Below are 25937 nucleotides of genomic sequence, written 5' to 3' on the forward strand. Positions count from 1 at the left end.
AAGCATCAGGCTTTGGCTTTGCCTTTTGAAGAAGACATCAGAACCAAGAATACCAACGGGAAAGCGACAGCAGCAATCCACCAGCCGATACTTCCTGAAATCAATGCTTGGGCAATAAATCCTGCCTGAACCACATAATACAGCATGGGCAACAGAGTTTTACGGATCACTTCACCTTCGCGGTTGAGCAAACCTACCACAGCTGCGGCAGCTACCACGTTATGCACGGAAATCATATTACCTGCCGCACCACCGATGGCTTGCGCTGCTACCACTACCGTAGACAAATCGGCGTTCAATCCAATTTGCTGCGCAGTTGAAAACTGGAAGTAAGAGAACATCATGTTACTGATGGTATTGGAGCCTGCAATAAAAGCACCCAATGCACCGATCCAAGGCGAAACATTCGGCCAAAAGCTTTCAAAAGCATGGGCGGCACTTTGAGCCAAAACCATAGGCATGGCAGGTAGTGCACCGGCCACATCCATATTGGCAGACTGCGAATTGATAAACACTTGAACCATCGGCACTGCAAAGAACAACGCAGGTGCGGCAGCAATCAGTGTTTTACCCGCATCACCCCAGCCGCGTTTGAAATTTTTCATGTCCATTTTGAAAATGAAAATACATGCAATCGCAACCAAAATCAAAATCGTACCGGGAGAGTAGCCGAATTGTACGGAACTGCTGATTTTAGTGCCGAACAGATTAGCCAGCTTGATGGTAGTCAACTCGCCGGTAAGGAAAGATTTAAGCGGAGCTACAACACGGGTCAGCACCAACAATGCTATTACAATCACATAAGGCGAAAATGCACGAAAAACTGAAAATGCGGGTTTGCCGTCATCTCCTTGTTCCGCAGTCAGCGAACCGCTCCAATGCGAATCCCATTTATCGCGCACAGGGAAATCAAATACTTCTTTAGGCACAAACAGGCCGCGTTTGGCTGCGGGCACTACCAGCAGCAAACCTATGAAACCGCCCACCAAAGAAGGGAACTCCGGCCCCATAAAACGGGCAACCAAGAAATAAGGCACGGTAAAGGCCAAGCCTGCAAACAAAGCAAATTTCCATGCTTTCAAACCTTCGACAAAAGAGCGTTTTTCACCGAAGAAGCGGGTTAACATACCGCAAAGAATCAACGGAATCAGGAAACCTACCAAAGCGTGCAGCAGGCCGACGTTACCCGTAATCTGAAATAGGTATTGCTCAACAGTTGCAGGTGCAATAGCAGCAGCTACGTCTGCCTTGTTGCTGATACCTGAGTTAACGCCCAACAGTAACGGCGTGCCAACCGCACCGAACGATACCGGAGTCGACTGAATAATCAATACCGACATAACAGCCGCCATAGCGGGAAAACCCAAAACCAACAATAAGGGGGCAACCACGGCGGAAGGCGTACCGAAGCCGGAAGAACCTTCGATCAGAGAACCGAACAACCAAGCCGCAATGATGACTTGAACGCGGCGGTCGGGGGAAATATCCATAAATCCTTGCCGGATCGACTTTAACGCACCACTTTCTTTCAACGTGTTCAGCATCAAAATGGCACCGAACACAATGTAAAGAATGGTTAAAGCCACAATCACACCGTTTACGGTGGCGGCGGCTACGGTATTAAACGCCGCTCCCCATGCAAACAGTGCCAATGCAGCGGTAACCAAATACGCTGCCAGCATAGATACTTTGGCAGGCAGGCGCATGACGACCAACAGCACAAAGACTGTCAGAATCGGCAGCAATGCCAAAAAAGTATGAAGCATACTCATTTTAAAAGCTCCTCAGATGAGTGTTGTGTGAATGCGGCATTTCTCCCGCCTCTTATCGTTAGACCCGCAGGCTTCAAGCCTCAAGCCGTAGAAAAAACTTTCAGACGGCATCCGCTTAAAGCAGTTATGTTGCATAGCATGAGGGCCGTCTGAAAAATATGCGCTGTTATTGTGCTTGCTGCCGTTCGGCAATCATTTCGTGTAATGTTTTCGCAGCAGGTTTGAGCGGAATGCGGTTTTGCGTCCAACCCATCTGCTTGCTCGGCGTGAGCGAACGGAATTTGGTCGCCGCCCAACCGAAAGCACGGTAAGTTTTGCTGCCGCTGAAAATGCCGTTAAACGTGCGCCATGCAATCTGCTCGCCCAAATTGTGTGAAGCACCCTGCCCTTTAATCGGGTTCGGCACTTTTTCGCCGGGTGACCGTTGTGCTTCGGTACGCAAACGCATCAACAACTCGGTAATCGGAATGCGTACCGGACAGACTTCGGCACAGGCTCCGCACAAAGAAGATGCCGTAGGCAAATCTTTGGTGGATTCCAAGCCCAACAGATGCGGTGAAATAATTTCACCGATGGGGCCGGGATACGTGGTGCCGTAAGCAGCGCCGCCGATGCGGGTATAAACCGGACAATGGTTCATACAGGCACCGCAACGGATACATTGCAGTGTTTGGCGCATCTGTTCGTCGGCATACGCTTGGGTGCGGCCGTTATCCAACAACACCAAATGCATTTCTTGAGGGCCGTCCAACTCGGCGCTGCGGCGCGGGCCGGTAATCATATTGAAATAAGTGGTGATATTCTGACCGATGGCACTGCGCGGCAACAGGCTGTATAACGGCGGAATATCCGATAACTTGGCAACCACTTTTTCAATACCGGTAATGGCAATATGCACGGGCGGCACGGTAGTGGTCAAACGACCGTTGCCTTCGTTTTCTACCAAACACAGCGTGCCGGTTTCGGCTACGGCGAAATTGACGCCGCTCAAACCTACGTCGGCAGTGCGGTAAATATCGCGCAAGGCGCGGCGGGCAATGCCGGTCAGTTCGTCCACGTCGTCGGTAAGCGGGGTATTCAGGTTATTGTGGAACAGTTCGCTTACCTGCTCTTTGGTTTTGTGAATGGCCGGCATCACGATATGCGTGGGCTTCTCTCCGGCCATCTGAACAATGTATTCGCCCAAATCGCTTTCTACGGCGCGCATACCGCGGTCTTCCAAATAATGGTTCAACTCGATTTCTTCGCTGACCATTGATTTGCCCTTAACCATCAGGTTGCCGTTTTTGGCTGCGACGATGCCGTGGATAATTTGACAGGCTTCATCGGGTGTTTCGGCCCAATGTACTTTAACACCCAGCTCGGTCAGCTTGCTCTCGAGCTGCTCCAAAAGCTCGGGCAGGCGCGACAGGGAACGCTGGCGGATGTGCTCACTCAAAGTGCGCAGAGCTTGCAGTTCGTATTCGTCGGACAATACGTTTTTACGTTTTGTCATCAACATATCCATTGCCGTACGCAGGCTTTTTCGCAACGGGGCATCGGCGAGCGCACCAACGGCATTCTGCTTGAAGGTTTCCGGTTTCGGATGGAAGTGTATGGTTTGTGTGTTCATATTGTTAGATATTATTTTTCTACGCCCGCTTTTTCAGACGGCCTGAGCGCGGGGATATTCATTACCCGTCCAAATCAGACGGATCGATGTGCTCGGGCAATACCGCCAGCACGACCATATCGCGGGGGCCGTGGGCTCCGTAAGCCAATGTCAGCTGGATGTCGGCCGTTTTCGAAGGGCCGGAAACCAAAACTACATTGGTAGGCATATTCGCCGCCATATTTTCGCCCTGCATAGCACTGTAAAAATCGTTGTACATTTTGGACGTATCGAACAGGCAGATATGCACCGGCGGTACAAGGCTTTGGCTGCGGGGCTGTTCTTCAGACGGCCACAGCAGCAGCGTACCGGTTTGGGCGATACCGCAGCGGACATCGGTAAAACCGGCATCTATATCGTTGAAGAAGCTGTCTTTCCAATCTTCAATCGGGCGGTCGAAAGCTTTGACTTCGATTCCTGCCGCTTGAACGGCTGCTGCCGCTTCTCTGCCGTGATCGGTTGCCAACGGCAACAAGATATTGCGCAAACCTTTTTCTCGTGCCACGTTAACCAAAGCCTGCTGCCAATCATTGCTGCGCACCCAGTAAATTTCGGTTTTTACCGCACGCATGGTTTTGGCCCAATGTTTCAGACGGCCTTCTTCCGTATCCCAATGGGGCGACATCTCTTCGTAATATTCTGCGGTGTCCGGCTCTTTCATCGGCGATGCGGCAGCCTTACGCAGTTTGGCTAAAATATTGGCGCGTGCGTTACTCATACTTTGCCTCCCGTACGCTCCAATAAAAACGTAGCTATATGTTTGGGTTTGGGCATGCCCGGTTCGTCTTTGGCGATTTTGCCGCCGATGTTCAGCATACAGCCCGCATCGGCACTGATGATTTCAACGGCTTGCGTTTCTTTAAGCGCAGCCACTTTGTCGCTTACCATCGCGCCCGAAATATCGGGATGTTTCACGGAAAACGTACCGCCGAAACCGCAGCATTCGCTCTCATGGCCGTGCACCACTCGCTCAACGTTGGATAATTTATCGACCAGCGCCCAACCGGATACATGCACATTCATTTCACGGCGTGCCGAGCAGGAAGTGTGTACGGCCACTTTTGCCGGCCGGCCTTTGTCTTGCGGTTCATAGCCGATAGACAACAGAAAATGGGTAAATTCGACCACCCTTTCTGAAATTTCATTGGCCTGACGCTCGTAAATGCTGCCTTTAAACAAGGTCGGCCAATGGTGTTTCATCATGCCACCGCAAGAGCCGGAAGGCACAACCACCGGCCACGGCTCGGGAAACAGGCCCAACTGGGCTTTGGCCACCTCAAAAGAATCTTTCGGGTGTCCCGAAGAAAAAGCGGGCTGGCCGCAGCAACTCTGCTCCATCGGGAAATGCACGCGTATGCCCTGCTGTTCAATCAGCGTAATCGCATCCATACCGGCTTGGGGCATGAAAATATCGAGCAGGCAGGTGCCGAAAAAATAAATATCGGTTGGTTTGCCGCCTGAAACGGCGGCATGGGTAGTGTTGTGGTTCATTTTGCTTTGATAGATTTTGCTTTTGATATTTTTGATATTATTTTTGGTTAATTGGTCTGACCAATTTGTTAATTGTTTTCTACTTTACGTAATGCTGTGTAGCCGGTCAAGTAGCTGCAACAAAATAAATGGGTCTCATAGCAGTGAAATTTTAACCGCCGCCAAAAAAGTTTACGGTACAATGCCCTGAGAATACCGCAGAAGATTTTCTGGCCGGTGTCAATTCGATAATAAATAAATGTTTTGAATAAAATCTGAAAATACATAGCTTTTCAGCCCTTCCCAAGCAACCGCCCTCCCAAATGATTCAGGTGTGAAATATGCAGCCGAATACCGCAGCCGTGGTCAGAACGCCCGGAATAGGCGCACAAATCGCTTCTATTTTAGAAGAACGGATTTTACAAAACGTGTATCCAATTGGCAGCAAACTGCCGCCCGAACGCGCCCTTGCCGAAGAGTTCGGTGTATCGCGGCAATCGTTGCGTTCGGCACTGCGTATTTTATCGGCACACGGTATGCTGCATACGCGGCAGGGCGACGGTCATTATGTTTCCAGCCGTGTCGATAAAAATTTCCAATACGGCTGGGAAGATCTGCTGGATAAAAACGAGAATATGGAAAACGAGGTATTAGACTTCCGCCGCCATATCGAAGGAATGCTTGCCGCTTTGGCCGCGCAACGCCGCACCGAAGCTGATTTGATCAGGATGCGCGGATGGCTCGACAAGCTTCGCGAAGCCTACGCGCAAAACAATCTCGATCTGCAATCCGCCGCCGACGTAGGGTTTCATCAAGCGGTTGCCGAAGCCGCTCACAATATCATGTTTACCCGCCTTTCAGACGGCCTACTGCGCCTGTTGACCGGCCAAACCAAACGCAACCTTGCCAATATGTTCGGCGTTCCCGACATCCACAGCCAACTGACCGCACAACATGATGCCATTTATCAAGCCATCAGGCGTCAAGATGCGGCAGGAGCCACTCAAGCCGCCCACCGGCACTTGGATTATGTGCAAAACAGCCTGAGCCGGCAACGCGCGCAGCAGCAGCGTGAAAAGCTGTCTCTTGCCCAAACCGCCGGCGATGCCCGCAAACCTGTTTTCAAATAAACATCTAATACATCGGCAGGCTGAATCCTGCTTGCAAACCATCCGAAGCCGCCAAGCTTTGTTCGAGGCCGTCTGAAATACAGCCAATCAGCACATTGTTAACACAAGGCAGCTAACGGCAGGCAGTAAAGACAAGGCACAGCAACGCAGCGAGTGCAGGCATTAGATAGACAAGCAAGCAGCGCACAATGCACAAATACGCCGCAGACGGCAGTTTTGCAAAGGCTGCATACTTTCAGACGGCCTTAGTATGGTTTTGCCATCATTCACATCCATATTCAAATGCTATGTAATGTAAATATCGCATTTCTGTTTCAAACTCCGCCGCGAATCGTTTAAAATCAAACCTTTTCTCCAAACACCAAGAAAGACTGCCTTATGACCTTCCAGCGCACACTCACCTTGACGCTTACCGCCATTACCGCAGCCGTTCTGACTGCCTGTTCGTCGCACGAGCAACCCGTAGAACCAATCCGCGACGGCTCACGCCCCTCTTCCCGCGCCGCCGAGGCTCCGGCAAAAATCCTGTCGGATTATCAACTCTACCAAAACGCTCTGGCCGCCGCCAAACAAGACGACGATATTCTGCCGCAACAGTTTTTAAACCAAGCCGCCAACAGCGCAATGGCAGAAGAAGTCCGCAACGAATGGCTGAAAAGCTTGGGCCGCCGCGGGGCATGGCAGCAGTTCAACCGGCAATACGCCCAACTCGACAAAGCAGGCCGCTCTCAAGAAGCGCAATGCTACGCAGAACTGAACGGCGGCCGATTCGACGGCTTGGCTGTCGAGCTGGTTAAAGAAATCAAACGTCTGCCACAAGGCTGCACCCGTTTGGTGGAGAACGCCGCATCGGCAGGCCGTCTGAACGATAAAGATGCTTGGCGGCGTGTGCGCGGCCTCATCAGCAACAATCAAATCACAGATGCACGCAATCTTGCCGCCGCACTCGGCAGCCCGTTCGACGGCGACGGACAAGGTGCGCAAGAAGCCCGCTTGATCAGCATTATCGGCAACAGCGCGCAAAAGAACCCTGCTTCGGCCGCCCTGTTGGAAAGCATGTCGGGCAGCTTGACCCGCGAGCAAAGCGGCTATGCTTGGGCGGTGCTGGGACACGTTCAGGCTTTGCGCCAAAACATGTCGACGGCACTCGCCTATTTCAACCGCGCCGACCGCAGCCAGCTGAGTAACGAGCAGTTCGAATGGTATGCCCGCGCCGCCCTGCGCCTGCAACGCTGGAACGAGTTGTCCGGCATCATCGAAAGTATGCCTGCCAAACTGCAAAACGATCCGACCTGGCAATATTGGCTTGCCCGCAGCTATGCCGCACAAGGCGACCGCTCGCGCGCCAACGGGCTGTATGAGAAAGCCGCCGCATCGGGTCGCAACTTCTATGCGGTATTATCGGGCGAAGAACTCGGTCGCCGCGTCAACACGCGCAATAATGTCGGCGAAGCATCGAAAAGCGATGTCAAACAGCTGGCCCGCGACGGTGCCATCGACCGTGCGCTGACTTTGTTTAAAGCCAGCCAAAACGGCGGCGATTGGAAAATGCGCCGCCAAGCTCAGGCAGAATGGCGCTTTGCCACGCGGGGTGCAGATGAAAACTTACTGCTCACCGCCGCACAATTGGCATTCGACCACCAGTTTTACGAAATGGCTATCAACAGTGCCGAACGAACCGATAAAAAACTGAACTACAATCTGCGCTATATCTCGCCGTTTAAAGAAATTACCGCGCGTTATGCGTCTGAAGTCGGCATCGACCCCGCATGGGTGTACGGCCTTATCCGCCAAGAGAGCCGTTTTATGCTCGGCGCACAATCAAGCGTAGGCGCACAAGGCTTAATGCAGGTGATGCCCGCTACCGCCCGTGAAATTGCCGGAAAAATCGGCATCAGCAGCAGCGAACTTTACACCATGAACGGCAATATCCGCATGGGTACATGGTATATGGCCGATGCCAAACGCCGCCTGCAAAACAACGAAGTGATGGCAACTGCGGGCTATAATGCCGGCCCCGGCCGCGCCCGCAACTGGCAATCGTCTGCCCCATTGGAAGGCGCCATTTATGCGGAAACCATTCCGTTCAACGAAACCCGCGACTATGTGAAAAAGGTAATGACCAACGCCACTTATTATGCGAGTCTGTTCAACGAACCGCATACGTCGCTGAAACAGCGTATGGGCACAGTACCCGGCCGCTAATCAAACGGGCACGGTTCGGCAAACTTGAGGCCGTCTGAAAACACGTTTCAGACGGCCTCAAGCCAACAATCACACCTTGCTCTTATCTATATAGTTAATCAACTTAACTATAAACATTCATTGCAGCGGTTTTTTTAGGTCAGCTAAAAGGCGACACGCTTTAAAACAGACAAGGGCCATTATGCTGGGTGCAGCCACCGGAGATATTATCGGTTCCCGTTTTGAGTTCGATAACCATAAAAGTACCGATTTCGAACTGTTCACAGACGACTGCGGTTTTACCGACGATACCGTATGCACGGCTGCCGTAGCCGACTGGGTAGCCGGCGGCTGCCGTAACGACTTGGCCCTGCTTATGCAACAATGGTGCCGCCGCTATCCCGCGCCCCGCGGGGCTTACGGTGCATCGTTCCAACGCTGGATACACCAACACCCTCCGCAACCTTACGGCAGCTGGGGCAACGGCTCTGCCATGCGCGTTTCTGCCGTAGGCTGGGCATTCGACACATTAGAAGAAACCTTAGCCTGCGCCGAAGCCTCCGCCGCCATCACACACAACCACCCCGAAGGCATCAAAGGCGCGCAAGCCGTTGCCGCTGCGATTTTCTGGAGCCGCCACGGCTGCGACAAAGCGTTTATCCGACACAATATCACCAATATGTTCGGCTACCGCCTCAACCGAAGTTGCCGTGATATCCGACCTGACTACACATTTGACGCGAGCTGCGCCGGCAGCGTGCCGCAAGCCTTTGCCGCATTTTTCGACAGCAACCACTTTGAACACGCCGTCCGCTTGGCGGTTTCTTTGGGCGGCGACAGTGATACTTTGGCCGCCATCACCGGCAGCATCGCCGAAGCTTATTACGGCGGCGTTCCTTCCCTTATCCGCGAGCAAACACTCAAGCGGCTGCCGCCCGACATTACCCGTGCCTTATTGAGCGTGCCGATGTAAAACGCAACAGCGCAGAAATACGCCGCAAACGGGGTTTGGCAAACGCCTCAACTTGAGTTTATTTGCTATATAATGCAGGCCGTTTCCCGTTCATCCGCCAAAGGCAAAACCATGATGCCGTTCACTCTGCCCGATACCCGCCCCTACCCCACCGACCCGGTAAAAAACAGCCTGCTGACTTATGCCGGCCAAATCGCCCACAGCACATCATCAGCACAACGCAAACTGTCTTCCGAATCGCTACAGGCCGAAATTTATACGATGTTGCAGCAAAACCATTACCTCGGCCTATCTGTTGCCATGAGCATGGCACCCGACACGGAAAGCTACCTCGCTTTGTTCAACACGTTAGATGATGCGCTCCAAGCCAAATCCGAGAATGAAATCCAATGGTTTGCCCTGCCCGTGGTATTGGTTGCCGGTTGTAATCAGGCGCAAACCCTGCCGCTCGACACCCCTTCGCTGGAACTGTGTGCCTGTTTGGCCGATTATCCCCACCTGCGCGAACTGATTCATGCTACATGGCTGCCCAAACTGGTGCGCTCTTCTGATCTGGCCGCCGTCAACGCAGGGCAATGGTTTGCAGCCAAACAAAACGAAGCCGCCGCACAAGCACTTGCCGCCCAATTTCCGCAAGCCGATTTAGACATCCCGCAAAACCAATCCGTGCACGTTGTTTTTGCATTGGGATATGGCAAGCAAAACATTCAGACGGCCCTTACCCCCAACCTGCGGGATGCCGCCCTGCCCCTGATGCAGGTATGGCAAACCAGCCTGACCCGGCCGGGCTTGACGTTATTTGCCAACCCGTTGGCTCCCGCTTCCCCCCTGCACGCATTGACCGAAGGCAGCCACATGCGCACACGCATGGCCATGGACGTATTTGCCGCCAACGCCATCCGCGCCATCCGCCTGCAAAGCCCGCGCGTCGGCGTGGTTATGGCTGCCCAGCAAGGCGGAAAAATCTTGTTCGGCTTCAATGCCACCGACAGCGTATTCGAATTGGCCAACCAAGTTTTCACTTGGCCGCTCTCCCCTGCCGACCGCATCGAAACCATCCGGCAAAACTTTTTAGACCTGATGGTAGAGTGCCAAGTAGAAAACATACGCCAGCTGCACGATCCCCTGCCCGAAGACACCGAACTGCCTACTTACGCCCAAGCGCTCAAGCTCCCTGGGCATAATCCCTTATTTTCCGAACAGCCTTCATCATGAATACCTACCGAATTCTATTCGTCTGCCTCGGCAACATCTGCCGCTCGCCGATGGCAGAATACGTTTTACGCCACCAAGCCCGTGAAGCCGGCGTGGCCGACCGCATCATCATATCAAGCTCAGGCACATCCGGCTGGCACAACGGCGAAAATATGCACGAAGGCACATTGAAAAAACTCAAGCAGCAAGGTATTGACCCCTCGGGCTTTACCAGCAGCCAAGTTGCACACAGCGATGCCGAACATTACGATTTCATCATCGCCATGGACGACAACAACCTCGCCGAACTCACCCGCCTTTTGGGCAGCAATCCGGAAAAAATCTTCAAACTCACCGACCTGATTCCCGAAAGCGGCTATGATCACGTTCCCGATCCTTGGTACACCGGCGACTTCAACGAAACGTTCCGCTTGGTTTCTTTGGGCAGCCGTGCCCTGCTGAAAAAACTGAATCTAAGCCATTAAAACCGCACGCTTATTTATAGCACATCCACTTGATATGAATAATACAAACGTCATACCCGCACCAACGTGAGTATGACGGACGTGCTATTGTTAAGTGGATTGAATATGTATAGCCAAGCGAGCGTACAATGGACAACGCAGCTGGGAGTTGTGCAAAGGTTTTAGATTATTTATCAAGCATTGATACCATCAAGATTGATACCACCCAACAAACTCGAGGCCGTCTGAAAACAGATTTTCAGACGGCCTCGAGCCATTTGGCGGACACGCAGAGATTGGGTGTTACAAATAAATTCAACTTGCCGCGGCAAGGTATAGCAACGCCCAAGCAAAGTTAAATGTATTGACTATAACGGCTATTGATATAACGGCATTATCGGCCGCCTGATCCGCTTTCCGTTTGAAATACCCGTGGCTACGGTGTTCGGCGTGGCCGGCACAGTGCTGTTTCTCTATTTGCTGATGAGAAAGCCCGCCCATGCCGTCTGAAAACACCCGCCCTGTTTGGATTGCCTCTGCGCTGTTATTGGTATCGTGCCTGCTCTTTCTTACTCTCAACACACACGGCAACTGGGGGTTTGTTTTGCCCCTGCGCGCCGCCAAGCTGGGCGCGTTGCTGCTGGTGGCGTATGCGGTCGGCGTATCGACGCTGCTGTTTCAAACGCTCACCAACAACCCTGTGCTCACTCCTTCGCTGCTGGGCTTCGACTCGCTGTATATTTTTCTGCAAACGCTGCTGGTGGCCGTTTTGGGCGGCACAGGCTACACACATTTGCCCCCACTGGGCAAATTCGGTTTTGAAACGGCGGCCATGATAGGCGGCTCGCTGCTTTTGTTGGGGGTGCTGGTCAAACAAGGCGGGCGCGATTTGGCACGGATGATTTTAATCGGCGTGATTTTCGGCATTCTTTTCCGCAGCCTGTCATCACTGCTGCAACGGCTGATTGATCCCGAAGAGTTTGCCGTGGCTCAAGCCTATACGTTTGCTTCGTTCAATACCGTGAACCAAGACATTCTGATGATCGGCGCAACGGTGGTGCTGGCGGCTTCGTTTTTCATCTGGCGCGAACGCCACCGCCTCGACGTGCATCTGCTGGGGCGCGACCAAGCCGTGAACCTCGGTATCGACTATACCCGCCACACTTTGTGGATATTGGTTTGGGTGGCGGTGCTCACTTCCGTATCGGTTGCTGCGGTCGGCCCGTTCGGCGGCCCCGTCAGCTTTTTCGGCCTGCTGGCGGTGGCGTTGTCCAACCATTTTTCCCACAGCATCCGCCACAGCCTGCGCCTGCCGATGGCTTTTCTTCCCGCCGCTGTGATGCTGATGGCAGGGCAAACTGTATTCGAGCATGTTTTGGGCATGAAGGCGGTATTGAGTGTTGTGGTCGAATTTGCAGGCGGGCTGGTGTTTTTATGGCTGGTGCTGCGGCATAAGAAAACATAAACAAAACCCTTTGCAAACTTATCGTTTAAAGATGCCGTTCAAGGCATGCCAAAACGCAGAAACACGCCGCAAACGGTGTTTGAAAAGGCTGAAATACTGGGTTCAGACGGCATACAAGCATATTTATGCCGTCTGAAAAAACACAACGGCGGCAACCCGCCGCCGCTTTCCGCAATATCAAGTTTATGGATGTTTTATGATTACCATTCAAAACGTCGGCTACCATATCGACGGCAATACGATTCTCAACAACATCAATTTAGCCATCCCTCAAGGCGGTATTACTGCGCTGATCGGCCCCAACGGCGCGGGCAAATCGACGCTGTTGTCGCTGATGGCGCGCCTCAAACCCCTGCAAAGCGGCAATGTGGCCTATAACGGGCACAACCTTGCCGCCACTCCCAACGCCGAGCTGGCCAAAATGCTGTCGATACTCACGCAGGAAAACAGCATCATGAGCCGCATCAGCGTGCGCGACCTGCTGATGTTCGGCCGTTATCCCTATCATCAAGGCAGGCCGTCTGAATACGATAAAACCGTGGTGGAAAATGCCCTGAACGAATTTCAGCTCGAAAGCTTTGCAGGCCGCTACCTAACCGAACTGTCCGGCGGCCAGCGGCAAAGGGCAATGATTGCGATAGTGTTTTGCCAAAGCACCGAATATGTGCTGCTCGACGAACCGCTGAACAATCTCGACATGTATTACGCCCGCAGCCTGATGCAGCTGCTGCGCCGGCTCACACACGAGCATAAGCGCACCACCGTAGTTGTCTTACACGACATCAACCAAGCGGCGGCCTATGCCGACCACGTTGTCGCCATGCAAAACGGCAGCATACTGATGCAGGGGCATCCCAATGAAATTTTTACCGAGGCAAACATCAAAAAACTGTTCGGTATGGATGTGGCCATGCTGGAACACGAAGGCAGAAAACTGGTTGTGCACCATGTATAGTCGATCAACTTATTAAGACCCTGCCAAGCCGCACCCTTATGCCTGCAGCCGTCTGAAAAGCCGGTTCGCACAGCCGAAAATTCATCCCGATTAACCTTGAACCCGCGTTTCGCGCCGCCATTGCGCGAGCAGCTGATGAAGCTGGGCAGCGTGTTCGTGGCCGTTATCAATTGCGTTTTGCAGCAACCGGCAAGCCGTTTCCGCACTTTTCGGCGTGCCGTGTCCGTGGTAATACAGGCAGGCTAAATTATATTGTGCCACGGCATCTCCCTGATTGGCGGCCTGCTCGAACCAATACGCCGCCTGCTCCGGATCGGCATCAACACCCTGCCCGTTGTAATACATCATGCCCAAATTGGTTTGCGCCTTGCGGTGATCCAATTCGGCCGCCTGCAAATAATATTTGCGGGCAAGCATATAGTCTTGCGGACGATCCAAACCGTAATGGCAGGCAAACGCGGTTTGATAAGCCTGATCAGACTTTTGAAACATCAATGCCGCCTGTTTGGCCTCTTCGTATTCGCCCGCACGGGTCAAAGCCGTATCGGCAAGCAGCTTTTGGTGCGCCGCCATATCGCCCAACTCGGCCGCACGGCGGTATTGCCGCAACGCCACTTCGCCGTCGGCATCAATACCCAAGCCGTAACGGAAAATATCGCCGAGCAGGCGCAGTGCTTTCGGGTGGTTGCGGCGGGCGGCGGCAGAGGCATGCTTGCGCGCCTTGGCGTAATCGCGTTCCACAAAACGCCCCGTCAAATACACCTCGGCCAACGCCGCCTGTGCATCGGCATCACCCGCCGCAGCCGCTTTTTCCAGCCAGCCCACAGCATCCGCCTCACCCAATTCCAGCAGCACTTCGCCTAAAGCAGACTGTGCGGGCGGCACATCCTGCAAAGCGGCCGGCGTGAAATGATCCACGGCTTTGCGCAGGTTTTTTTCCACATATTGCCCGTAGCGGTATTGGTTGCCCAACAGCCAATGGGCGGCAACCAAACCCTGCTCTGCCGCACGGGTAAACAACTCGTGCGCGCGCGCCAAATCCGGCTCCGGGCTTTGCTGGTAATATTTGGCAAGATAAAGCTGTGCTTCGGCATGGTCTTGCGCCGCTGCCAGTTCCGCCCAATGCACCGCCTGCGGGTCTTTTTTATCGGCACAATATTCGAGCATTCTCAACTGCGCATGAAGAATACCCTGTTCGGCCAATTGTGCGTAGTCGGAAACTTGCTCTTCAAACGGCTCCCCGTTGGCCGCCCGTATTTGCAGCAGGTTGTAACGGGCATACAGATGGCCTTTATCCGCAGCCTGCTCCAACCAATAACGCGCGGCGGCATAGTCGGGGCGTGCGCCTGCTCCGTTCAACAAACAACCTGCCAATTGGAACGCCGCTTCGGTATGGCCCGCTTGGGCGGCCTCAAGCAGCAACGGAACAGCAGCGGTGCAGTTATCGGGGTTTTGCAGCAATAACTCATGCCCTTGCTGGAATAATGATTCTGGAGTCATTTGGGTCATATTATTTTGCCGATAAGAAAAAATGAAAATTACATTGTATAGCAACAAGCAGATAACATGTTATTTTTAAAGGCATATAGCATAAAAATACCTTTTAAAAACTATGCTTTAAACATAATTTTTCCATGTTATCCATTCATAATGAAGCAGTTAGGATAAACATACCGTTTACTTCTCCAAGCGTTTGAAATCCCGTGGACGGAATCCGAATACGCCCAAAGAAGCGAAATACAGAAAACCGCCCCAAGCCACCAAACCGATTAACTGAGCCGCTCTCTGCCAACCCGGCACCGCCTCCCACCGCAACGACAGGTAAGCCTGAGCCGCCCACAAACCCGCTCCCATAATGATCAAGGCCGCCAAAAGTTTGCACAGGAAAGCCCTCCAACCTGCGCCGGGTTGATAGATTTTATGTTTGCGCAACAAAAAATACAGCAAACCGGCATTCAGGCACGCACCCAAACCGATTGCCAACGCCAAGCCCACATGCTTGAGCGGGCCGATAAACACAAGGTTCATCAACTGCGTGCATACCAGCGTGAAAACAGCTATTTTGACCGGTGTTTTAATGTTTTGACGCGCATAAAAACCGGGAGCCAACACCTTAATCATAATCAAACCCAACAGTCCGAAAGAATAGGCAATCAGAGCATTTTGCGTCATCAGCGCATCGTTCAGGGTAAATTCTTTATACATAAACAGCGTCGCCACCAGTGGAAACGACAACACCGCCAGCCCCACGGCAGCAGGCATCGCCAACAGCATGCACAACCTCAAACCCCAATCGAGCAGCGACGAAAATTCCTGCGGATTACCGCCGGCGGCATGTTTCGATAAAGTAGGCAGCAGAATCGTTCCCAAAGCCGCGCCCAGCACACCGGCCGGCAGTTCCATCAAACGGTCGGCATAATACATCCACGATACGCTGCCCGATTGCAGAAACGAAGCAAAAATCGTGTTAATCACCAACGAAATCTGCGCCACACTCACACCCAAAATAGCCGGCGCCATCTGCTTCATCACCCGGTTGACGGCAGCATCTTTCACATTCAGCTTAGGCAGTTTCAAAAAGCCCAATTTCGCCAGCCACGGCAGCTGGAAACCGAGCTGCAAAAGCCCGCCGAAAAACACCGCCCATGCGAGCGCCATTACGGGAGGATCAAAATAAGGCACGAGAAACAATGCAAAAACAATGAACGACACGTTCAGCAAAGTCGGCGTAACGGCCGGAATACTGAATTTATGGTAAGTATTGAGAATCGAGCTTACAAAAGAAGAAAGGGAAATCAATAAGATATAAGGAAAAGTTACCCTCAGAAGTTCGGCAGAAAGCCGGAACTTATCGGGGTCTTTCGCAAACCCCGGTGCAGAAGCGTAAATCACCCACGGTGCCGCCAAAATGCCGATGGCCGTTACCACCACCAACACAAACGACAGCATCCCCGCCACATGGCGCACAAATTCGCGCGTCGCCTCTTCCGAACGGGTTTGCCGGTATTCGGCCAAAATCGGCACGAAGGCTTGTGCAAATGCCCCTTCTGCAAAAATCCGCCGTAATAAATTCGGCAATTTGAACGCAACGAAAAAAGCATCCGTTGCCATGCCGGCACCGAAAGTGCGCGCAATAATCGTATCGCGAACAAATCCCAACAATCGCGACACCATGGTTAAACTGCCGACTTTCGCCAGCGCACCGAGTAAATTCATGGTTTGATTCTTTAGAAAATAACGTATTGCCGTTATGCCGTCTGAAAAACTTTTCAGACGGCATACCGCCTTTTGTCAGCACGCCCAACTGCAGGCGCTGGAAAGCGGAGCAGCGGCGCATGAAACAGATAAAGAGCCTAACGATATAAAAACCGCAGCGCCGGAACAGACACGGCAGCATACCGCTCAACATATTGACCACCGTCCTGCCCGGCCCGAGCCGCGCCGAATCATCCGGTTGTTCACAACCGCAAAATACTTCTTTCTGCTTAGGCTGCAAAACCCATGATTCCGACAGTGTGTTTAAGACGTTTTCCGGGCTATGTTTTTATTCGGCACGAACCGCTTTGTACTACAAAGCCCATCCAAACGGAAACGGCCGCAAGATAACACGCTTTAACACGGTTTCCGATCATTGCGCCCACTGGTCGGCAACTAAAAACAGCACAGCCGTACCGAAAAGCAACATGCCCCAAAATATTTTTATTATTGATTTTCAAACCGAAAGATATATTTCAGACGGCCTATAATACTTGGCCGTCTGACAATCAGGTTTGATTAAAAACTGAAATGCTTTTGAGCTTACAGCTTGATGCTTGCCCGATCTTCGAGCACTTGATCGATCAAGCCGTATTTTTGCGCTTCTTCCGCCGACATATAATTATCGCGGTCGGTATCGCGCTCCACCTTCTCCAAATCCTGACCGGTATGTTTTGCCAGCAAACGGTTCAATTTCTCTTTCAACTTCAGCAGTTCGCGGGCGTGGATTTCGATATCCGAAGCCTGCCCGCCCAAACCGCCGCTGATCAGAGGCTGGTGAATCATCACACGGCTGTTTGGCAGCGCAAAACGTTTACCCTTCGCACCGGCAGAAAGCAAAAATGCCCCCATGCTGGCTGCCTGCCCCAAACATAAAGTAGATACGTCGGGCTTAATGAAATTCATGGTATCGTAAATCGACATGCCCGCCGTAACCGAACCGCCGGGAGAATTGATATAGAAGAAAATATCTTTATCGGGATTTTCGCTTTCCAAAAACAGCAGCTGAGCCACTACCAAATTGGCCGTGTCGTCATTCACAGGCCCGACCAGAAAAACAATGCGCTCTTTCAGCAGGCGCGAGTAAATATCAAACGCACGCTCGCCTCGGCCGCTTTGTTCGATCACGGTAGGCACTAAATAGCCGTTATGAATATCGGGGATCATCATTACACTCCTTTTCAGGATATTCAGTAAAAAGCACCAAAGCGCGGAAGGCTGCTTCGGTGCTTGTTTGTATTAACCAAAAGTTTCAGACGGCCTTTGAACCTGTTCAACATATCCATTGCGGCAAGGTTTCAATGAAAATGCCCGCCTATGCTGCATCCTGATGCTTGCAGTATATCCAAGCTTGCATACACTTTTCCCAGCATCTGCGGTTTTTACCTCGAAAAACCGCTTACAAACAGACTTTGAACAGACTCTAAACCACAGAAACCTTAAGCCTGTGCGCCCATCACTTCGTCAAACGACAATACTTTCTCGCTCACTTTGGCTTTACCCAACACAAAATCCACTACATTGGCTTCAACCGCCAAAGAAGTCGGGCCTTGCAGGCGTTGTTTGTCGGCAAAATACCAGTCGATCACTTCTTGCGGATCTTCGTAGCTTTCCGCAAAGTCGGTAACCACGGCTTTCACTTGCTCTTCAGTCGGCTCCAGTTTGTGGTCGTCAACCAATTGAGCCAGAATCAAACCTAAAGCCACGCGGCGTTCAGCCTGTTCTTTGAACATATCGGCAGGCAGATCCAAATTGGCTGCATCAGCCATGCCTTGATTGATGAAGTTTTGTTTCATTTCATCGGCCAAACGTGCAGATTCATCGTTTACCAATGCTTTGGGCAACTGGATATCGGTTACTTTCAACAAAGCTTCCATAACCGCATCTTTGGTTTGGCTTTCAGTGCGGCGTGATACTTCGCGCGCCACGTTTTTACGCACTTCTTCACGCATTTTGGCTACGTCGCCGTCTTCGATACCCAAAGCTTTGGCAAACTGTTCGTCCACTTCGGGCAGAGTTGCTTCGGATACGTTTTTCAGGGTAATGGTAAATACGGCGGTTTTACCGGCCACATCTTTACCGTGGTAATCTTCGGGGAAGTTGACTTCCACATCTTTGCTTTCGCCTTCTTTCAAGCCCAATACGCCGGCTTCGAATTCAGGCAGCATTTGACCGTTGCCCAATACGAAAGGATAGTTTTGCGCGCTGCCGCCATCGAATGCCACGCCGTCGATTTTGCCTTCGAAGTCAATAATCACACGGTCGCTGTTTTGCGCTTCGCGCTCTACATGTTTGAAGCTGGTGCGTTGTTTGCGCAGGATTTCAATGGTTTTGTCCACTTCGGCATCGCCCACTTCGGCAGTAACTTTTTCCACTTCCTGAGCGGATAAATCGCCTACTTTAACTTCGGGAAACACTTCGAAAACAGCAGCGATTTTCAGCGCGTCTTTGTCTTCCTGTTCTTCAACATTTTCAAAACGGGGAAAGCCGGCAACTTTCAGGTTTTGGGCTACGGCAACGTCGTAGAATGCTTTTTGAACCATCTCGTTCAACACATCGTTTTGTACGCCGGCACCATACATAGAAGCAACCATTTTCAACGGTGCTTTACCGGGACGGAAACCGTCGATCTTCACGCGACGCTGGGTTTGCTGCAAGCGTTTGTCGGTTTCCGCATTGATTTCGCTCCACGGCAGAGACAACACTACTTTGCGTTCCAGATTTTCCAAATTTTCTACAGTTACGCTCATCGTAAGCCCTTACTATTATTTATAAAATCAGTTTTTCAACACCCGTGCAGGCTTCGGAAGGTATCTACACGGGAAACATTCAGATAAAAATCAGTCGCAAATTATAGCATATATTGAGATGGCTATAAAACAGGTATCCTTGCCTTCCGCCCCGGGGTGTTCGACAGCCGGCATCCGGCCTAATTCCTGCCTAATCGTTCCGCTTTATTATTTGCTCCGTTGCAGTGATTCAACCCAATAAACACAGGAATGTATATCATGAAAAAATTATTTGCCGCCGCTACCGCCGCCTTGACCTTATTTGCTTTCACCGCCCCTGCATCGGCAGCCCAATATATTACGTCCAAACAAGCCGTGGCCGCCGCCAAAGCGAAAGTCAAAGGCCGTGTAACCGATGTTGATTTTGACAGGGATTCGCGACGCCCGCACTACGACGTAGATATTGTTTCGCGCGGTAAAAAGCATGAGTTGAAAGTTGATGCGCGCACCGGAAAAGTTTACTCCAACCGCATAGACTACGACGACTGATTCCAACTGCTCCGCCGTTTAAGCAGCCCGAACGTCCAATAAAATAAGGCAGGCCGTCTGAAAAATTTTCAGACGGCCTGCCTTATTTTATTACGTTATCCAACTAACCTATATTCTTTAAGCATCTAATTCATCGCTCAAATAAACTTTATTACCGGTATCTTGCGGCATGATCAGGTTCATAACCAAAGCCGCCACGCCGCCCATACAGATCGGATTTTGGAAGAGTTCTTTAACCGGCAGCAAGGCAAACACTTCAGGCTTAAAGCTCACACCCAAACCCAAGCCGATAGACGTTGCCGCAATCACCGCTTCACGGCGGTTGATGCCGTTAGTCATGATAATGCGCACACCGGCAATGGCTATCAGGCCGAACATCAACACCATCGCACCGCCGATTACCGGGCTGGGAATAGTGGTAAAGGCACGGCCGACAATCGGAAACAGCCCCAACACCACCAAAATCACGGCAATATATTTACCCACATGGCGCGAAGCTACGCCGGTCATCTGAATCACACCGTTGTTTTGGGCAAAGGTGGTCAGAGGCAGCGAACCGAGTGCCGTTGCAATCACCGAAACCAAACCGTCGGCCAACACCCCGCCGCGCAAACGTTTTTGAAACTCGTCGCCTTCGTAGTCTTCGCCGGACACCATGGCCGTAGCCGTCAAATCGCCCACCGCCTCAAAAATACTCAGCAAATACACCAAACCGGCTACCAAAAACGGCACAAACTGAAAATCGAAACCGTATTTAAACGGCACGGGAACGGTAATCAAAGGCAGATCTTTCAGCACCGAAAAATCAACCATACCCAAAAACAAGGCCACGATATAGCCGGCAATCATACCCACTGCAATACCGCTCATGCGCAACAGCGGGTTTTTCAAGCTGTTGAAAAACAGCACCACCGCCAGCACAAACGCCGCCAGTGCGATATTTTGCCATGCACCGAAAGTATTGTTGCCCATCGCCGCAAAGCCGCCGCCGAATTCGGTAATCGCCACACTGATTAAGCTCAAACCGATCATCATCACAACCACACCGCTCACCGTAGGCGTGATGATTTTTTTCAGGTAGGGCAACAACCAAGCCGAACCCGCCACCAAAAATGCACCGACAAATGCCACACCCAATAAAGCGGATACCATCGCATGTTCGTCCAAGCCCTGCTCTTTCATGCTCAAGCCCAGCGAAATCATCACGCCGACAAATGAAAAGTTAACCGATTGAATCGACAGCAAACCCGAACCGACCGGCCCGAAACGGTTTACCTGCAAATAGGTGCCGATACCTGAGGCCACCATCGCCATCGACACCAAATAAGCCGTCATTTCAGGCGGCAGTTTGAGCGCACCGCCCACGATCAACGCCGGCGTAATCATCGGCACAAAAATCGCCAGCAAGTGGGTAATGGCACTCAATAAAGCATTGGCAAAAGGCGGCTTGTCTTCCAAACGGTAAACCAAGTCGGGCGCGTCTGTTTTCGGGGGCATGGGAGCCATAACACGGATTCCTTATATGTAATCGAACGATAAATTTTGTAAGCGCGGATTGTAAACAATTTCCATCCCTACTTCAATTTCCATCATCTCCACTTGTGCCTCAAAATCAGCTTTTTTCAGCATATAAGCATAACAACCGTTATGAATCAGGACATAAAAACCTTTTCAGACGGCCTCTCAAACCTTTGCAAACCTTTGCAGGCCGTCTGAAATCAGCATTTCACATCAATTCCAAAGTAAGCTACAATCAGCCAACTTTACAGAACGTTTGAGAAATAAAGGTTTTAACATGTTAAAAGGCAGCTTGGTCGCTCTGGTTACACCCATGAATCAGGACGGCAGCGTAAATTTCGACCAACTCAAATCCCTTATCGACTGGCACATTGAAAACGGCACCGATGCCATTGTGGCCGTAGGCACCACAGGCGAAAGTGCCACCCTGCCCGTAGAAGAACATTTGGCCGTGATTGAAGCCACTGTGAAACACGTCAACAAACGCATTCCCGTTGTTGCGGGCACAGGCGCCAACAACACCGTAGAGGCCATCGAGCTTTCCAAAGCCGCCCAACGCTTGGGGGCGGATTACACCCTGTCTGTCGTCCCCTACTACAACAAGCCCTCGCAAGAAGGCATCTACCGCCACTTTAAAGCCATCGCCGAAGCCGCAAGCATTCCCATGATCATCTACAACGTGCCCGGCCGCACCGTCGTCAACATGAGCGACGACACCATTCTGCGTTTGGCAAACATTCCCAATATCGTAGGCGTTAAAGAAGCCAGCGGTGACATCGGCCGGGAAACCGATCTGATCAACCGCGTACCGGAAGGCTTTGCCGTTTATTCCGGCGACGACCCTACCGCCATGGCCTTCATGCTGTGCGGCGGAGACGGCGTCATCAGCGTGGCAGCCAACGTTGCCCCCAAACCCTTCGCCGACATGTGCAAAGCCGCTCTCAAAGGCGACATCCCTGCAGCACGCGCCCTCAACAAACAGCTCGTTCCCGTTTACAACGTTATGTTCTGCGAGCCCAGCCCCGCCGCACCCAAATGGGCCTTGTCCGAATTGGGCAAGTGTAATCCGCATGTACGCCTGCCGATTATTGAACTTTCTTCAGACGGCCAAGACAAAGTACGCAATGCGCTTAAAGAAGCCAATTTGATTTAACCACAGGAATCGCCATATGAACCGAATGAAACCGGTAGCATTAACCCTCGCCCTTATCGGCCTTGCCGCCTGCTCCGGCAACAAAGAACAACCCAAACTCGACTATCAAACCCAAAACCGCAAAGTCGTTAACTTGGAAGTACCGCCCGATCTGACCAACCCCGATCAAGGCAATCTCTATCAAATTCCCGCAGGCACCGGAGCCGTTCGCGCCAGCGACCTTAACCGCAACAAGGCCGTTCAGCAACCCGCCAACCAAGCCGTATTGCAAGGCGTAAAAGGTGTACGCCTCGAGCGCGACGGCAGCCAACGCTGGCTGGTAGTCGAAGGCAAACAGCCTGCCGAAATCTGGCCGCTGCTGAAAGTTTTCTGGCAGGAAAACGGTTTCGACATCAAATCGGAAGAACCCGCCATCGGCCAAATGGAAACCGAATGGGCGGAAAACCGTGCCAAAATTCCGCAAGACAGCCTGCGCCGCCTGTTTGAAAAAGTCGGTCTCGGCGGCATCTATTCCACCAGCGAACGCGACAAATTCATCATCCGTCTCGAACGCGGCAAAAACGGCACCACCGATGTCTTCTTCGCCCACAAAGGCATGAAAGAAGTTTATGGCGACAAAAACAAAGACACCACCATGTGGCAGCCCCGCCCGAACGACCCCAACCTTGAAGCCGCCTTTCTCGCACGCTTCATGCAATATCTCGGCGTAGATGCCGCACAAGCAGAAAATGCTTTAGGTAAAAGCGTTACGCCCGTTGCCCGCAATTCCGGCGACCTAGCCACGCTTGAAGGCAACAGCCTGCTGCTCAACGGCGAACACAACCGCAACTGGCGCCGCACCGCCCTTGCTCTCGACCGTATCGGCCTGACCGTACTCGGTCAAAACATAGAACGCCACGCATTCCTTGTGCAACCTGCCCCGCAGGAAGGCGAAGCCGTTAGCAACAAAAAACCCGGCATTTTCAAGCGTATTTTCGGCAAAGGCAAAAACAGCAATGCCGCCGCAAATACCGCCCAACCCAAATTGATCGTGTACGCCGAACCCGTTGCCAACGGCACCCGCATTCGCCTGCTCAACAAAGACGGCAGCGCATACCAAGGCCGCGAAGCATCCACTTGGTTGAGCCGACTGCATACGGAACTGCGTTAACTTTGTGCAAAGGCCTACAAAAAACAGCCCGCAACAACGGGCTGTTTTTTTGTCTCTACCTTTCAGATTAAGCCGGTTTCTTTATATCGCCAATCAACACATTTTTAATACAAGCCAGCAAGCCGCAAACAGTACAGGTAATACGGAACCGATTCTGTTGCCGCTTTAGCGGCTCACACAATCGCTCTCTTTGGAGCTAAGGCACAGCAACGCCGAGTAAAAGTTAAGCGGATTGGCTATGATCAACTGGAAATATTTGAAAACCCTGATCGGCTCAGATCAGATTCATCACCATTCGTGCAGAATTAACCGAAGCCGTTTTCAAAAATTCGTCAAAACTGATTTCGGCCTGCTCATCCGCCGCATCCGATACCGCGCGCACGGTCACGAAAGGCATATCGAGTTGGAAACAGATTTGGGCAATCGCCGCAGCCTCCATTTCTACCGCCAACACATTGTTGAAATTGCGGCGGATAAAATCCACTTTTTCACTACTGTGGATAAACTGATCGCCGCTGACAATCAATCCTTTATGTACATCTGCACCCTCAAACGCATCCGCAGCCACCGCCGCTTTAGCCACCAACTCACCGTCGCTTTCAAATTCCGCAGGCATTTGGGGAATCTGGCCGGGCACATAGCCGAATGCCGTCACATCCACATCATGATGCGCCACGCGCGTGCCGATAACCACATCCCCTACTTTCAAACCACTGCCGACACCGCCCGCACTACCGGTATTGATCACGTAATCAGGCGAATATTTTCCTACCACTAAAGCAGTTACCGCCGCCGCATTGGCTTTACCGATTCCGCTTAACGCCAACGCCACGCGCTTTCCGTTTAAAAAACCCGAATGCACGGTAAATTTACCGAAATATTCAGTTTGCACATTTTCCATGCTGCTTTTCAGCAATTCGATTTCTTGCTCCATCGCACCGATAACCGCCACCGTACCGCTTGTTTTATGCTCGAACATTCATCTTTCCAATTCAGATAATAAATATCAAAATTATACCTTATATGTATAATTTCTACTAACTCTGTAAAGCACCGCCGACATGCTTAAAATACCACGGCAAACTTGCTATAATCTAGGCCATTTTATCAAATTATCATACAGGCTGAAAAATGGTTGAAAATCCTCTGCCCGCTAAAGAAGAAATCTACTCTTTATTGAAAACATTGAATAAATACAAAGGTTCCGATCTCTTTATCACAGCCAATTTCCCGCCGGCCATGAAGCTCGACGGCAAAATTACCCGCATCAACGACACCCCGCTCACTCCCGAGCGGTGCATGGAAATCGCCTTTTCCATTATGGCCCCCAAACAGATGGATGAGTTCATGAATACCAACGAATGCAACTTCGCCATCAGCCTGCCCGATACCAGCCGCTTCCGTGTAAATGCAATGGTTCAACGCGGTGCAACGGCATTGGTGTTCCGTACCATTACCAGCAACATTCCCAAATTTGAAACCCTCAATCTGCCGCCTGTGCTGAAACAGATCGCCATGCAAAAGCGCGGTTTGGTGATTTTTGTCGGCGGCACCGGTTCGGGCAAGTCCACCTCTTTGGCTTCCATGATCGACTACCGCAACGAAAACAGCCACGATCATATCATCACCATCGAAGACCCGATTGAGTTTGTACACAGCCATAAAAACTGCATCATTACCCAGCGCGAGGTCGGCGTGGATACCGAAAACTGGTTTGCTGCTTTGAAAAACACATTGCGCCAAGCCCCCGATGTTATTTTAATCGGTGAGATCCGCGATCGCGAAACCATGGATTACGCCATTGCCTTCGCCGAAACCGGCCACTTATGTATGGCTACCCTTCACGCCAACAGCACCAACCAAGCGCTCGACCGCATCATCAACTTCTTCCCCGAAGAGCGCCGCACCCAGCTGCTGACCGACCTATCGCTCAACCTGCAAGCCTTTATCTCGCAACGCCTCATCCCGCGCGAAGGCGGCAAAGGCCGTGTGGCTGCCGTAGAAGTGCTGCTCAATTCGCCGCTGATTGCCGAACTGATCCACAACGGCGATGTGCATTCGATTAAAGAAATCATGAAAAAATCACAAAGCCAAGGCATGCAAACCTTCGACCAAGCTTTATACGAATTATACGAAAACGGCCACATCAGCTTTCAAGATGCCATTAAAAATGCCGACTCCGCCCACGACCTGCGCTTGGATATCCAATTGCGCAGCCGCCGCGCTCAAAACGCGGGGCCGGATTTGGAGCTGATTTAACCTGCCAGTTTGGTCAAATACCCGCTAGGCCGTCTGAAAGCAATGTTTCAGACGGCCTCTTGCTTC

General features: G+C 51.8%; 22 protein-coding genes and 1 pseudogene. 13 read left to right on the forward strand and 10 right to left on the reverse strand.

The window, feature by feature from the left end; translation table 11 throughout:
* Window positions 1–5: 5 nt before the first annotated feature.
* The 4 genes from LVJ88_RS08070 to LVJ88_RS08085 form a co-directional block, all read right to left on the reverse strand.
* Window positions 6–1772: an L-lactate permease gene (locus tag LVJ88_RS08070; RefSeq protein ID WP_085417653.1), complete on the reverse strand. Its 1767-nt coding sequence runs from the start codon at window positions 1770–1772 to the stop codon at window positions 6–8.
* Between the two features lie 166 nt (window positions 1773–1938).
* Window positions 1939–3384 carry a LutB/LldF family L-lactate oxidation iron-sulfur protein gene (locus LVJ88_RS08075; RefSeq protein ID WP_085355831.1) on the reverse strand — a complete coding sequence of 482 codons (1446 nt, stop codon included), beginning with the start codon at window positions 3382–3384 and terminating at the stop codon, window positions 1939–1941.
* 61 nt (window positions 3385–3445) lie between these two features.
* Window positions 3446–4141, reverse strand: a complete 696-nt coding sequence (locus LVJ88_RS08080) for a LutC/YkgG family protein (protein ID WP_085357961.1) — start codon at window positions 4139–4141, stop codon at window positions 3446–3448.
* Window positions 4138–4914: a (Fe-S)-binding protein gene (locus tag LVJ88_RS08085; RefSeq protein ID WP_085417654.1), complete on the reverse strand. Its 777-nt coding sequence runs from the start codon at window positions 4912–4914 to the stop codon at window positions 4138–4140. Before LVJ88_RS08085 ends, LVJ88_RS08080 begins: the two co-directional genes overlap by 4 nt.
* 320 nt (window positions 4915–5234) lie before the next feature.
* Between LVJ88_RS08085 and LVJ88_RS08090 the strand changes: the two genes are divergently transcribed.
* From LVJ88_RS08090 to LVJ88_RS08125, 8 genes and pseudogenes are all read left to right on the forward strand, one after another.
* Window positions 5235–6023: a FadR/GntR family transcriptional regulator gene (locus LVJ88_RS08090; protein WP_085357957.1), complete on the forward strand. Its 789-nt coding sequence runs from the start codon at window positions 5235–5237 to the stop codon at window positions 6021–6023.
* Window positions 6024–6401: 378 nt separating this feature from the next.
* Window positions 6402–8228 carry a lytic transglycosylase domain-containing protein gene (locus LVJ88_RS08095; RefSeq protein ID WP_085417655.1) on the forward strand — a complete coding sequence of 609 codons (1827 nt, stop codon included), beginning with the start codon at window positions 6402–6404 and terminating at the stop codon, window positions 8226–8228.
* A 181-nt stretch (window positions 8229–8409) separates the two neighbouring features.
* The gene (locus LVJ88_RS08100) at window positions 8410–9180 is read left to right on the forward strand and encodes an ADP-ribosylglycohydrolase family protein (RefSeq protein ID WP_085417656.1); all 771 of its coding nucleotides are present in this window, start codon (window positions 8410–8412) and stop codon (window positions 9178–9180) included.
* Between the two features lie 111 nt (window positions 9181–9291).
* Complete coding sequence (locus LVJ88_RS08105) at window positions 9292–10395, forward strand: conjugal transfer protein (protein WP_085417710.1); 1104 nt, start codon at window positions 9292–9294, stop codon at window positions 10393–10395.
* Complete coding sequence (locus tag LVJ88_RS08110) at window positions 10392–10859, forward strand: low molecular weight protein-tyrosine-phosphatase (protein ID WP_085417657.1); 468 nt, start codon at window positions 10392–10394, stop codon at window positions 10857–10859. The genes LVJ88_RS08105 and LVJ88_RS08110 overlap by 4 nt, the downstream gene beginning before the upstream one ends.
* 372 nt (window positions 10860–11231) lie before the next feature.
* Window positions 11232–11348: pseudogene (locus LVJ88_RS08115) on the forward strand (ABC transporter permease); the annotation flags it as partial.
* Window positions 11338–12303 carry an iron chelate uptake ABC transporter family permease subunit gene (locus LVJ88_RS08120; protein WP_085417658.1) on the forward strand — a complete coding sequence of 322 codons (966 nt, stop codon included), beginning with the start codon at window positions 11338–11340 and terminating at the stop codon, window positions 12301–12303. The pseudogene LVJ88_RS08115 and the gene LVJ88_RS08120, both read left to right, overlap by 11 nt.
* Window positions 12304–12499: 196 nt before the next feature.
* Complete coding sequence (locus LVJ88_RS08125; RefSeq protein WP_085417659.1) at window positions 12500–13258, forward strand: iron ABC transporter ATP-binding protein; 759 nt, start codon at window positions 12500–12502, stop codon at window positions 13256–13258.
* 90 nt (window positions 13259–13348) lie between these two features.
* Here the strand turns inward: LVJ88_RS08125 and LVJ88_RS08130 are convergent, their stop codons facing one another.
* Both LVJ88_RS08130 and murJ read right to left on the reverse strand, forming a co-directional pair.
* Window positions 13349–14767 (reverse strand): SEL1-like repeat protein, encoded by a 1419-nt coding sequence (locus tag LVJ88_RS08130; protein WP_085417660.1) that lies wholly within the window; start codon window positions 14765–14767, stop codon window positions 13349–13351.
* 168 nt (window positions 14768–14935) lie between these two features.
* A complete protein-coding gene (gene murJ / locus LVJ88_RS08135; RefSeq protein WP_085417661.1) occupies window positions 14936–16474 on the reverse strand; it encodes a murein biosynthesis integral membrane protein MurJ in 1539 nt (512 codons plus the stop codon).
* Between the two features lie 34 nt (window positions 16475–16508).
* Here murJ and LVJ88_RS08140 point away from each other — a divergent pair, with 34 nt between their 5' ends.
* On the forward strand, window positions 16509–16763 hold the full coding sequence (locus LVJ88_RS08140; protein ID WP_143773639.1) for a hypothetical protein: 255 nt from the start codon (window positions 16509–16511) through the stop codon (window positions 16761–16763).
* A gap of 293 nt (window positions 16764–17056) precedes the next feature.
* Here the strand turns inward: LVJ88_RS08140 and clpP are convergent, their stop codons facing one another.
* Entirely contained in the window at window positions 17057–17680 is a 624-nt protein-coding gene (gene clpP / locus LVJ88_RS08145) for an ATP-dependent Clp endopeptidase proteolytic subunit ClpP (protein WP_054599148.1), read from the reverse strand.
* A gap of 272 nt (window positions 17681–17952) precedes the next feature.
* A complete protein-coding gene (tig, locus tag LVJ88_RS08150; RefSeq protein WP_054599083.1) occupies window positions 17953–19263 on the reverse strand; it encodes a trigger factor in 1311 nt (436 codons plus the stop codon).
* Window positions 19264–19521: 258 nt separating this feature from the next.
* On the opposite strand from tig, the gene LVJ88_RS08155 reads away from it, so the two are divergent.
* Complete coding sequence (locus LVJ88_RS08155; RefSeq protein WP_054599082.1) at window positions 19522–19791, forward strand: PepSY domain-containing protein; 270 nt, start codon at window positions 19522–19524, stop codon at window positions 19789–19791.
* Window positions 19792–19908: 117 nt separating this feature from the next.
* Here LVJ88_RS08155 and LVJ88_RS08160 read toward each other — a convergent pair whose 3' ends face one another.
* Window positions 19909–21288, reverse strand: coding sequence for a nucleobase:cation symporter-2 family protein (locus LVJ88_RS08160; protein WP_082402958.1), 1380 nt, complete (start codon window positions 21286–21288; stop codon window positions 19909–19911).
* A gap of 298 nt (window positions 21289–21586) precedes the next feature.
* On the opposite strand from LVJ88_RS08160, the gene dapA reads away from it, so the two are divergent.
* Both dapA and bamC read left to right on the forward strand, forming a co-directional pair.
* Window positions 21587–22462, forward strand: coding sequence for a 4-hydroxy-tetrahydrodipicolinate synthase (gene dapA, locus LVJ88_RS08165; protein WP_085417663.1), 876 nt, complete (start codon window positions 21587–21589; stop codon window positions 22460–22462).
* A gap of 16 nt (window positions 22463–22478) precedes the next feature.
* Window positions 22479–23612 (forward strand): outer membrane protein assembly factor BamC, encoded by a 1134-nt coding sequence (gene bamC / locus LVJ88_RS08170; RefSeq protein ID WP_085417664.1) that lies wholly within the window; start codon window positions 22479–22481, stop codon window positions 23610–23612.
* A 274-nt stretch (window positions 23613–23886) separates the two neighbouring features.
* Here the strand turns inward: bamC and LVJ88_RS08175 are convergent, their stop codons facing one another.
* Window positions 23887–24591, reverse strand: a complete 705-nt coding sequence (locus LVJ88_RS08175) for a 5'-methylthioadenosine/adenosylhomocysteine nucleosidase (RefSeq protein ID WP_054599156.1) — start codon at window positions 24589–24591, stop codon at window positions 23887–23889.
* 152 nt (window positions 24592–24743) lie between these two features.
* Here LVJ88_RS08175 and LVJ88_RS08180 point away from each other — a divergent pair, with 152 nt between their 5' ends.
* Complete coding sequence (locus tag LVJ88_RS08180) at window positions 24744–25871, forward strand: PilT/PilU family type 4a pilus ATPase (RefSeq protein ID WP_054599157.1); 1128 nt, start codon at window positions 24744–24746, stop codon at window positions 25869–25871.
* Window positions 25872–25937: the final 66 nt, after the last annotated feature.

The sequence above is a fragment of the Neisseria dumasiana genome (assembly GCF_022870885.1).
GTDB classification, from domain to species: domain Bacteria; phylum Pseudomonadota; class Gammaproteobacteria; order Burkholderiales; family Neisseriaceae; genus Neisseria; species Neisseria dumasiana.